Origin of the sequence: Aurantiacibacter hainanensis (assembly GCF_036321025.1) — a bacterium.
Taxonomy (GTDB): domain Bacteria; phylum Pseudomonadota; class Alphaproteobacteria; order Sphingomonadales; family Sphingomonadaceae; genus Alteraurantiacibacter; species Alteraurantiacibacter hainanensis.
Genome location: NZ_JAZAPB010000002.1, coordinates 695,010 through 706,488 on the forward strand (window position 1 = coordinate 695,010; position 11,479 = coordinate 706,488).

Annotated in this window: 8 protein-coding genes; 7 read left to right on the plus strand and 1 reads right to left on the minus strand. The window is 65.5% G+C overall.

Going from position 1 to position 11,479, the window contains the following annotated elements:
* Window positions 1-2: 2 nt before the first annotated feature.
* The 7 genes from AAA989_RS10805 to AAA989_RS10835 are packed head-to-tail and all read left to right on the plus strand — an operon-like array spanning window position 3 to window position 10,504.
* Complete coding sequence (locus tag AAA989_RS10805) at window positions 3-881, plus strand: hypothetical protein (RefSeq protein WP_338243444.1); 879 nt, start codon at window positions 3-5, stop codon at window positions 879-881.
* Entirely contained in the window at window positions 878-2,962 is a 2,085-nt protein-coding gene (locus tag AAA989_RS10810; protein WP_338243446.1) for a CaiB/BaiF CoA-transferase family protein, read from the plus strand. Before AAA989_RS10805 ends, AAA989_RS10810 begins: the two co-directional genes overlap by 4 nt.
* Window positions 2,959-4,245, plus strand: a complete 1,287-nt coding sequence (locus AAA989_RS10815; RefSeq protein ID WP_338243447.1) for a 2-hydroxyacyl-CoA dehydratase subunit D — start codon at window positions 2,959-2,961, stop codon at window positions 4,243-4,245. Before AAA989_RS10810 ends, AAA989_RS10815 begins: the two co-directional genes overlap by 4 nt.
* Window positions 4,242-5,273, plus strand: coding sequence for a TRAP transporter substrate-binding protein DctP (gene dctP / locus AAA989_RS10820; RefSeq protein ID WP_338243449.1), 1,032 nt, complete (start codon window positions 4,242-4,244; stop codon window positions 5,271-5,273). The genes AAA989_RS10815 and dctP overlap by 4 nt, the downstream gene beginning before the upstream one ends.
* A complete protein-coding gene (locus tag AAA989_RS10825; RefSeq protein WP_338243451.1) occupies window positions 5,270-6,430 on the plus strand; it encodes a CaiB/BaiF CoA transferase family protein in 1,161 nt (386 codons plus the stop codon). Before dctP ends, AAA989_RS10825 begins: the two co-directional genes overlap by 4 nt.
* Window positions 6,409-9,063: a CocE/NonD family hydrolase gene (locus AAA989_RS10830; protein ID WP_338243453.1), complete on the plus strand. Its 2,655-nt coding sequence runs from the start codon at window positions 6,409-6,411 to the stop codon at window positions 9,061-9,063. The genes AAA989_RS10825 and AAA989_RS10830 overlap by 22 nt, the downstream gene beginning before the upstream one ends.
* Before the next feature lie 37 nt (window positions 9,064-9,100).
* Complete coding sequence (locus AAA989_RS10835) at window positions 9,101-10,504, plus strand: aldehyde dehydrogenase (protein WP_338243455.1); 1,404 nt, start codon at window positions 9,101-9,103, stop codon at window positions 10,502-10,504.
* A 6-nt stretch (window positions 10,505-10,510) separates the two neighbouring features.
* Here the strand turns inward: AAA989_RS10835 and AAA989_RS10840 are convergent, their stop codons facing one another.
* Window positions 10,511-11,395, minus strand: coding sequence for a helix-turn-helix domain-containing protein (locus AAA989_RS10840; protein WP_338243457.1), 885 nt, complete (start codon window positions 11,393-11,395; stop codon window positions 10,511-10,513).
* Window positions 11,396-11,479 lie beyond the last annotated feature (84 nt).

An 11,479-nucleotide genomic window follows, 5' to 3' on the forward strand; every position in this document is an offset into this window, starting at 1 on the left:
AGATGATAGCGATAGCCGGTCCCAACCTTCCCATCGATCTGCTGGCAGCCACCGGTCGCTTTGCAGGTGCCGTTCGCTTCGATCCCGATCGCGACACGCCGCGAGCGGACAAGTGGCTCGAAAGCAAGTTCGCCCCGTGGGCGCCCCCGGTTCTGGAGGCGTGGGCGGAAGGCGAATACGACGGGCTGGATCAGGTGCTTTTCAGCCGCGCCGACGACACTTCGCAGCGGCTGTACTACTACATCTGCGAGCTGCAGCGGCGCGGCCGCCTGGCCGGACCGGAGCCGCTCATCCTCGACGTCTGCAAGATACCGCGCCAAGCGAGCCTCGATCGCACGATCGCGAAGGTGAAGGAACTGGCGGAGAGGCTTGGGCTGAGTGCTGCTTCGCTGACGGAGGCGATTGCCTCGACGAACCGGCAGAGAAGGGACACGCAGCGGTATCCCGATGCACCCGTGTGTCTGCTCGCCGGAACGCCGCCGCCCGACCTTCGCCTTCACGACGCAATCGAATGGTGCGGATACGGCGCGATCGGTCCGACACTGGAACAGGGCTGGATGGATCCTGGCGAGGCTATCGATCAGGAAGATGCTGATCCGTTTGCCGCGCTCGGTCGCCATCTGCACGCGAGCACCCGCGGCCCGCGCAGCTTTGCGAATGCCGGAAAGGCGCTCAGCGAAGCGATCTCCGCCTTGGCGGTGCAGGCGGTGGTGCTCTGGCGCATCGAGGAAGACGAAGCGCAATGCTGGCAGCTTCCCGCCGAGCGCGAGGCGCTCGAAGCCTCCGGCATTCCCGCACTCGTCCTCACCCGCCGCGACTGGCGCGCCCGCGACGGTGCGCCCGAAGAGATCGCGAACTTCCTCAAGAAGGTGCAACCATGAGTTTTCTCGAAGGCCACCGTGTAGCCGTGCTCGGCGACATGCACGAGCGGCCACTGGCGCGCTACCTCGCCTCCCTTGGCGCCGAAATCGGCGGGCCTGTCGAAGGAGCGAGCTTCGTCATCGACGACGTTGGCCGCGAAGCCACGGCAGACATGGCAATTGACGACACCGCTATTCATGTGTCCGTCACTCCGTTCGGTTCTGGCGGGCCGCGCTCGGGCTGGCGCGGAGGAGAGCTGGTTTCCTCCGCGATGGGCGGGGCGCTGCGGCTGACCGGTAAGCCCGGAGAGAAGCCGGTGAAGGAAGCGGGGGATGCCTGCACCTTCCATGCCGATATGGTCGCCGCGTCCGGGGCGATGGCGGCGCACTTCGCACGCGGCACGCACGGCAAGGGACAGCACGTCGACGTATCCATCCAGCAGGTGGCGATGAGCCGCAACGTCAACGGCGTGCTCGTGTGGCAGTTCGACCGGCGCAAGCTGGACCGGGCGGGGCAGTGCATCGCCTATGGCCGGGCCAAGGTGCGGGTCATCTGGAAACTGGCGGACGGGTACTGCTTCCATGCCCTGATGACGGGCCGACTTGGCGCGCCCGCCAACAAGGCCCTGTCCGACTGGATGGACGAGGTTGGCGTCGACAATCCGATGCGCGATGTCGACTGGCTGGCCTACAATCGCTCGACCCTGCCCGAAGAGGTGCGCGATACCTGGCAAGCCGCGATGGCAGAGTTCTTCGCCGGCAGGACCAAGGAGGAAATCGCCACGGAGGGCCGCCGCCGCGGTATCAATGCCTGCGTGGTCAACGAACCTGCCGATGTCCTGCAAGACGAGCACCTGCGCGCGCGCGGTTTCCTCGAGACGCCCAGCGGACTGCCCGAGCGCTTTGCCATTATGCGCCAGGGATCCGCGACCACGGCCCCGGCAGTCCAAACCGGGAAACGTACCGGGCCGCTTTCGGGCGTGAAGGTGCTCGACTTTGCCTGGGCGCTGGTCGGCTCCATCACCACCAAGACACTGGGCGACCTTGGCGCGGAAGTCGTGAAGATCGAAAGCCGGAGCCGCCCCGATCTCGCGCGCCTCGATGTGCAGGTATCCGCCTCGAGCGCGGACAGCCTCGACGACAAGCCGTGGTTTGCCAACCTCAACACCTCGAAGCGCAGCCTGACGCTCGACCTCAAGAAGCCCGCTTCGCGCGAAGTGCTCAATCCCCTGATCGACTGGGCCGACGTTGTGGTCGAGAATTTCTCTCCCGGAACGATGGCAAAGCTGGGGCTGGACTACGACAGCCTGGTGAAGCGCAATCCGGGTCTCGTGATGGTCTCGGGCAGCGTTTTCGGCCAGACGGGTCCGCTGGCGAAGGAATGGGGAGTCGACGGGACCGGTGGGGCTTTGTCGGGCCGCACTTTTCTGACCGGGTTTCCCGATGGCGAGCCGGTCATCCCCGGCGCTGTGCCCTATGGCGACGTGATCGTCCCCTTCGTCATGGCAGGCCACGTTGCCGCCGCGCTTCAGCGTCGCCGGGAGACGGGGCAGGGCTGCCATATCGACGCCTCGATGTACGAGATCTGCGTGCAGCAGATGCGCGAGTTCCTGGCCGCAGCCAGGGACGGCGAGCGTCCCCAACGCATGGGGAACGCCGATCCGGCAGTTCATTTCCAGGACGTGTTTCCCGCCGCTGGTGAAGACCGGTGGGTTGCCATTTCATGCCTCGATAAGGAAGATCATGACCGGCTGCTGGCCATCACCGGTCCCGATATCGCCGCCTGGACAAGGCAGCGTGCGGACCAGGCCATTGCCGAGGAACTGCAGGCGGCCGGCATTGCCGCAGGCGCCTTGCAGGATTGCGAGGACCTGCTGGAACATGATCCGCAGATAGCGGGCCGCGCCGCGCTGTGGGATATCGAACACGCGGTGCTTGGCACCTTCGGTCACATCGCCACGCCGATTGCCTTTTCGGGCGACGAGCTCGCGCCTTTCCGGGCGCCGTCAATGGGCGAGCATGCCCATGAAATCGCTCGTGAAATCGCCCGTCTGTCGGACGAAGAGATCGACCGCCTCGAACAGGATGGAGTGTTCAAGTGAGCCAGTCTGTCAATCAGCGAAGTCGCAAGACGCTGGCCTGTACCTCGGAAGCGACGGCTTTCCAGAAGGCCTTCGGCAAGGAACTGAAGCGTCGCGTGGTGGACGAGCAGGAGCCCTACGCCATCGTGCAGGCGGACACGCCGCACGAACTGTTCCACGCCATGGATATCCCGATCATCACCAACCAGTGGTGGTCGGCCTACATCTCGGCCAAGCAGCTGTCGGGCCGCTATTTCGATGCCATGGTGAAGAAGGGCTTCCCGGCCAACAGCTGCAAGTACTGCTCGCTTGGCCTGGCCTGCACTCTGGCCGACGAACCTGAAACTGCGCCCTGGGGCGGCTTGCCGACGCCCACCGTGCTGGTCGCCCGGCTGACCTGCGATTGCATCCAGCATGTCTTCGGGCTGTGGGCGAAGGAACTGGACAGCGAGTTCTACCCGATGGAAGCGCCCGCCTGGGAGCACAAGGAGGAAGACTGGTACGCCCATTCGCGGGATGCGTGGGACAGGGTCTACCAGCCTGACCGGATCGACCAGATGGTGTCGGAGATGGAAGACCTGATCGCCCTGCTGGAGGAGCGGACGGGCCGCAAGTTCGACCCTGCGCGGCTTGAACGGCTGATGGAGCGCATCAACGAGCAGGAAGGCTATATCTGGGAAGCCGCGCAGGCGATTGGCGAAGCGCGTCCCTGCCCGGTTTCCATCGCCGAGCAGATGCCCAACACCATGATCCCGCAATGGCACCGCGGCTCCGACTGGGCTGTGGCCCATGCGAAGAAATTCCGCGACGAGGTGCTGGACCGCATCGAGAAAGGGCTGGGCGCGGCCAGCAACGAGCGGCTCCGCCTGATGTGGATCGGCGCTGGCGTATGGCACGATCCCGGCTTCTACCAGGCGCTGGAGGAGAAGCTCGGAGCCGTCTTCGTCTGGTCGATGTACATGCCCTTTGCCGGTCCGGCCTACATCCGCGACCTGAAGGGCAAGCCGATGGAGGCACTGGCGAGCCGCGTCGCCTCGATGAACGAGACGCTTCACCTGCCGCCCTGGATGAACGGCTGGATGACATCGGAAGCCGAACGCTGCGGCATCGATGCCGCCGTCATCCTCTTGCCGCCCGACAACCGCCTTTCGCAATCGGGCACCAACCTGACCGCGCTATCTCTGGAAGAAGCGGGCGTTCCGGTGTTGCGGATCGATGCCGACATGGTGGATGCCGAGAACTGGGACCACGACCGCATGGTGGCCCTGGTGGAGGACTTCCTGCACGAGAAGGGCCTCGCATGAAGCGCTTCGCGATCCTCCTTTGCCTGATGCTGGCGGCTGCGTGCAGCAGGCCCGTGCCCGAGGGAGTGACCGAACTCACCTATGCTTCGCCCTATCCTCCCGGCCATCCGTTCAGCCGGGCGGACCAGACCTGGATGGAATTCGTCGAGGAACGCTCGGAGGGGCGCATCCGGATCAGGCCGATCTGGTCGGGTGCCCTGCTGTCGTCGGACATGTCGATGACGGAAATCCGCCACGGGGTTGCCGATATCGGTCTCATCACCCCGATCTACACGCGCGGCGGCACCCACCTGCTGCGCACGCAGACCGGTTTCTACAGCGGCGCCGATTCCATCGAGACGCAACTGGCCCTCTACCGCTGCATGGCGGCCAGCGAGCCGCAGTTCGACCGGGAACTGGAAGGCCTGAAGCTGCTCGCCCTGCAGGGCGGGGTCCTGCCCGGCATCCTCACGCGCTCGCAGAAGGTCGAGGAGCTGGGCGACCTGACCGGATTGCGCATCCGCGCCCCGACGGAACTTCTCCCGGTGCTCGACAACCTCGGGGCTGATCCGGTCGATCTGCCGATGGGCGAAGTCTACAGCGCCCTTGCCAAGGGCGTGATCGACGGTGTGGTGGCGCCGCCCGAAACCCTTCAATCGCTCCATTTCGGGGAAGTGACCGACTACTTCTTCGACCTGCGCATTCCGCGCGGTGCCTATCCCTCGCGGGCGATGGACATGGATGTATGGCGCTCGCTCACCGATGAGGAACGGGCCATCCTGGAGGAAAGCATTGCTGTGTGGGAAGGCGCGCTGGCCGACGAGAACCGCGCCGCCGCCGCCGCCGGGGAGGCCATCGCCGCCGACACCATTACGATAACCCCTGCCAACGACGAGGATCAGCAGCGGTTCGACGAACTCTACCTGCGCGAAGGGGAGGCCAACGCACGCGCGCTGGCAAGCATGGGGATAGACGCCATGACAGCCTATCGCGTGGCGCGCGAAAGCCTTGTCGCGCGGGACACAGTTATTTGCGGAGATACGATGTGACGCAGCAACCGCTGGCCGGGATCACCGTCGCCGATTTCAGCCATGTCATGGCCGGGCCGTTCGCCAGCCATATCCTGCGCCTGATGGGGGCCGAGGTCATCAAGATCGAATCCCCCCGTGGCGACCAGTTCCGCAACTACGGTTCCAACCGCGACTTCGACGGGATGAGCCCCGCTTTCATCGCCGCGAACGTGGGCAAGAAAAGTATCGCGCTGAACCTCAAGGACGAAGGCGATCAGGAGACAGCGCGGCGCATCATCGCCAAGAGCGACGTGATGCTGGAGAATTTCCGGCCCGGCGTCATCGACCGGCTGGGTTTCGGCTACGATGCGGTCCGCAAGCTGCGCGACGACATCGTGTTCTGCTCAGTCTCCGGATACGGACAGGACGGCCCGCACCGCGACTGGCCGGCCATCGACAACATCGTGCAGGCCACCAGCGGGATGATGATGCTGAGTGGTGCGGAAGGCGATCCTCCCGTGCGCGTCGGCTTTCCGATCGTGGACACGCTGACCGGGCAGACTGCCGCCGTGGCGATCCTGGGGGCACTGTTGCAGCGCGAGCGGACAGGCAAGGGCGCCTACATCGACGTCTCGATGATCGATGCGAGCCTGTCCTTCATGACGTCCGCGCTCACGCCCTACCTCGTCACCGGCTCCGCCCTGCGGCGAATGGGGAACACCGGTTACAGCGAGCTCCCGACGGCCGCCCTGTTCGAGACGCAGGATGGCCGGCACATCTCTCTGGGCGTGGTGCAGGAAAACCAGTTCATTGCCCTGGCCCGAATTCTCGAGCGCGAGGACTGGCTGACGGACGATCGCTACGCGACCGCCGATGCCAGGCGGGCCAATTTCGACGCGATGCACGATGAACTCACGAACATCTTTCGCTCCCGCACCGCCGAGGCATGGGAACGCGACCTGAGCGCGGCAGGAATTCCCTGCGGCAAGGTGAGGCAAGTGAACGAAGCGGCAGAGCTTGGCTCGTCAGCGGCCCTGCTCGACCTGGAGATCGAAGGCCTGCCGCAAGCCTGCCGCGCGCAGGTGCCGAACGCCGGTTTCCGGATGCAGCCCGGTCAACCGGGTACGGACAAGGCACCGCCGCGGCTCGACGAGAACAGAGAGGAGATACTCGCATGGCTGGAGTCAGACGATTGAGCGTCCCCGCGCGAAACAACCCGCTCCGCCGCCTCGCGCTCGCACTCCTCGCGGTACTCGTCCCGCTTCTCGCGGCGACCTCTGTCCAGGCCCAGCCCTATCCCGACTATGAGCGGGAATCGCTCTACGTTCCGGTGCGCGATGGAACCCGACTGGCGCTGAACATATACCGTCCGGCGGACGCGGATGGGGTCGTCGAAGAACCCCTCCCGGTCATCTTTGCCTTCACGCCCTACCGGGCACGCTATTTCAACGAAGATGGCGAGGTGGTGGAACTGGCGCTGGGCGACGGGCTGGCGCTGCGTTCGCTGATCCGCGCAGGATATGTCGTCGCCACGGCGGACGTTCGCGGTAAAGGTGCCTCCTTCGGCAGCAGGCGAGGCTTCCTCGACCAGACGGAAGCGATGGACGGGCGCGACCTGCTGGCCTGGCTGGCGGAGCAACCCTACACGACGGGCGATGCCGGGATGATCGGCTGCTCTTACCTGGGCGGTTCGACCACGCTTGTTGCCGGTGCCGCGCCGCCATCGCTGAAAGCGGTCTTCATCGGCGCGACCGACTGGGACAAGTACGACTTCGTGCGCCGCGGAGGGCTGACCGCGCAGTTCAACACCCGCCCTGACGAGCCGCCCTCGGTCGACCTCGCCAGCGTGCCGGTGGATGCCGACGCCGATGGCGCCATGCTGCGGGCAGCAGTGGCCGAGCACGCCGGGAACACGCCGATGGCGGCGCTGTGGAACGAGATGCCCTACCGCGACAGCCTATCGTCCTACACCGGCAATGCCTTCTGGGACGAGGTGGCCGTCTGGCAATATGCCGACCGCATCCGCGATGCCGACATCGCGACCTATTACTGGAGCAATTGGGAAGACGAACCGACGAGCCAGGTACTGGTTGCCGCGCGCAATCTAGACAGCCGGCTGCTGGTTGGCCCAGGCAGCCACTGCGTGCCGCCGCCGGGCTTCGACTTCGTGGGCGAGATCACTCGCTATTTCGATTACCACCTGAAGGGAATCGACCAGGGCTTCTCGCAGCAGCCCCGCGTCATCTACTGGGCAGATCGCGGAACGGACGAGGGCGAGTACGTGCGCGGCGAAACCATTCCCGGCACGCACTCCACAAGCCAGGCGTGGTATCTGAACGGACCGGATGAGGAAGGCACTCCTGGCCTGTCGCCATCGCCGCAGGATGCCGGAAGCGACCGGTTGGTTGTCGATTACGACGTGGCCTCGGGCGAATACTTCGCCTTCTGGCCCGAAAGCCTCGCCGAGCACGGCCTGAGCTATACCAGCGCGCCTTTCGAGAAAGCCACGGACCTCCTCGGCTATCCCGTCGCCCACGTCGAACTGTCGGCCGATCGCCCCGATGCCAACGTGTTCGTCTATCTCGAGCAGCTTTCTCCCGGGGGGGAGGCCGAGGTGCTTTCGTTCGGCCGCCTGAAGATTTCCCACCGCGCGACGGCACCGGCCCCGTGGGACAATCTCGGACTGCCATGGCACAGCGGATACGAGGCCGGTGTCGCTCCGCTGGAGCCGGGCGAGACAGCCCGGCTGCCGATTGCGATGATGCCGCTTTCCCACCGCGTGCAGCCCGGTTACCGGCTGCGTTTCGTCATTACCGGGGCCGACCCGCGGCAGCGCAATCTTGCCGAGGTGAGGGAGGATCCTGCCCCGGCATTCGAAATCCGGCGGGGGTGGCAATCAGGCTCCCGCATCGATCTGCCGCTCTCCGCGGTGGAGGAAGAACCGGCCATTGCCGGCCAGGTCGGCGATGCGGGGGGTCGCGGACAGTATCCGGCCGTGGCGCAGCGCCGCGAGGATGCTCCGGGCTACACACTCTATCGCCCGCAGGTTCTTCCCGCCGAGCCCATGCCTGTCGTGCTGTGGGGCAACGGCGGATGCCGCGACAATGGACTTAGCGCCAGCCATGCCCTGCGCGAATTCGCCAGCCATGGCTTCCTGGTGATCGCCAACGGCACACCGCGGCAGGAGACAGCCGTTCTCCTGCAGGTTCCTCCCCCGCCTTCGGGCGCCGGTGGACCGCGCATGCTGCCGCCACCCTCGGAACGTATGCCCGACGAGACGTCTACGGAGCAGCTGCTGGCGGCGCTGGAATGGGCCGCCCGCGCGAATGCCGACCCTGCCGATCCGCTGTATGGCAAGATCGATACGGAAACTGTGGCCGCCACTGGCCACAGTTGCGGCGGACTGCAGGCCCTGCTGGCAGGCACGGACCCGCGGATCGACACCGTCATCGCCTTCGGCAGCGGGGTCTACAACCGCGGCAGCGGCGGCCTGAGCGGCGTGCAGATCGACAAGACCCGGCTGGATGACCTGCACACGCCTGTCGCCTACATCCTGGGCGGACCCACCGATATCGCCTATCCCAATGGTAGCGACGACTTTGCGCGCATCGATCACGTTCCCGTGATGCTGGCCAACCTGCCGGTAGGGCATGGCGGCACGCTGATGCTAGAAGACGGCGGCGAATGGGCGCGGGTCGGCGCAGCATGGTTGGCGTGGCAGTTGCGCGGAGATATGGGCGCCGGGCGTCTGTTTACCGGCGACGATTGCGGCCTTTGCGACGCGGAGGATTGGACCGTGGAGCGAAAGCAGTTTCCTGACGCGCCGTGATCCGGCAAGTGTGTTTTTCTGATTTACGGAGAGGATGATGACCCAGTTCAACCGCCTTAATCCCATGACCGGCGAAGTCGCCTCCAGCGCAGAGGCGATGCAACCGGGCGACATTCCCGCCATCGCGGCCAAGGCGCAGGCGGGCTTCGCCGAATGGTCGAAGATGGGGCCCAACGCACGCCGCGCGGTGCTCAACAAGGCGGCCGACGCGCTGATGGGGAAGAAGGACCAATTCGTCGCCGCCATGATGGGCGAGATCGGCGCGACCGCTGGCTGGGCCATGTTCAACCTCGGCCTTGCGGCTGGCATGGTGCGCGAAGCTGCCGCCATCACCACGCAGATTTCGGGCGAAGTGATCCCCTCGGACCACGAAGGCACCGTCGCCATGGCGCTGCGCGAACCGGTGGGCGTCATGCTCGGAATCGCGCCGTGGAATGCGCCGATCATCCTCGGCGTGCGCGCCATCGCCGTGCCGCTGGCCTGCGGCAACTCGGTGATCCTGAAAGCGAGCGAGCAGTGCCCGCGCACCCACGCGCTGATAATCGAGGCGTTCGCCGAAGCCGGCTTCCCCGATGGAGTAGTGAACGTCGTCACCAACGCGCCCGAGGACGCCGCTGACGTGGTGGGCGCGCTGATCGACGCGCCCGAAGTCCGGCGCATCAACTTCACCGGATCGACCGCGGTCGGCAAGATCATCGCCAAGCGAGCCGCAGAGCACCTGAAGCCCGTCCTGCTGGAACTGGGCGGCAAGGCGCCGATGGTGGTGCTGGAAGACGCCGACATCGACGAGGCGGTGAAGGCTGCCGGGTTCGGCGCCTACATGAACCAGGGCCAGATCTGCATGAGCACCGAGCGCATCATCGTGGTCGATGCCGTGGCCGACGAGTTTGCCCGCAAGTTTGCCGAGAAGGTCAAGTCCATGCCGGTGGGCGACCCCACCGAAGGCAAGACGCCGCTGGGCGCGGTAGTCGACAGGAAGACCGTCGATCACTGCTATTCACTGATCGAGGATGCGAAGTCCAAGGGCGCCGAACTGCTGGTGGGCGGCGAGACGACGCAGAACGTGCTCATGCCTGCTCACCTGGTGGACAAGGTGACGCCGGACATGAAGCTGTTCCGCGACGAGAGCTTCGGCCCCGTCGTCGGCATCGCCCGCGCGCGGGACGAGGCCCATGCCATCGAACTGGCGAACGACACGCAGTACGGCCTTTCCAGCGCCGTGTTCACGAAAGACACCGCACGCGGGCTGAAGGTGGCGCGGCAGATCCAGGCAGGCATCTGCCACGTCAATGCCTCCACGGTATCGGACGAGCCGCAGATGCCCTTCGGCGGCATGAAGGCATCGGGCTATGGCCGTTTCGGCGGAAAGGCCGGTATCGACGCATTCACCGAACTTCGCTGGATCACCTTCGAGACCGAACCCGGCCACTACCCGATCTGAGCGGGGCTAAACGGCGCGGCGTTTCGGCCGGTGCTGACGCTGGCGTTCGGCACTGGGCCGAACGCCCGTCATCCGCAGGTAGAAGCGCGAGAAGTAGGACGGGTCGTCGAAGCCCAGAGCATCGGCGACCTGCGCTACCCTTGCATTGGTAAAGTTGAGCAATTGACGCGCCTCGGTAGCAAGGCGGCGGTTGATGTACTCGAGCGGGGAAAGCGACAGGGCATCCTGCGCCGCGCGGGCCAGCGTGCGCGGCGTGCAGCCTAGTTCGCGGGCATAATCCTGCACTGTCCAGTGCGCATGCGAATGAAGCTCCACCAGGGTCTTGAACCGATCCACGAGAGCCGAGGTGCCCGCGGGTTGCTCGGCCGCCTCGCGCGTCGATGCGGCCAGCCGCAGCCATGCTTCCGCCAGCGATGCGCGTAACGCCGTGCCGTTGGGGTCGGAGGCAACCGCTTCGCAGGCCAGCAGCTGATCCGCCAGCCCGGCCAGGCGCTCGGTCGCCTGCGCCGACAGCGATAGCAGTCCCGGGCGCTGCAAGACCGAATGCAGCGGGTCCGATGGCCCGAGCAATCGGAGGAACTTGCTGCGGCCGGTCATCACCAGTCCGTCGGTAGGATCGGAAAAGCGAAATCCGTGGGTGCGGCCCGGCGGAACGAAGACGAGTGCAGGAGCGGTAGCGGCCTTCGTGGCGGAGTCGAGCCGGATATCGGCTTCGCCAGCCCTGACGAAAAGCACCTGAAACAGGTCCGGATGCCTGTGGCTAGCAATCTCCCAGTGATAGCCTGCGCTGCGGGCCTCGATGGTCTCCCAATGAAAGAAATCGGGAATTTCATCGCCCACTTTTTCCCCGAACAGGCCGAAGGAGGGGATAATGGCGGCGCGCATGTTCATGTCTCAAATGTACCATTCTGCCGACGGTTTGTCCCTTCCAAAAAGGCACCCCCTTGCGGCATCCTTGCGAAAACGACTGGGGAA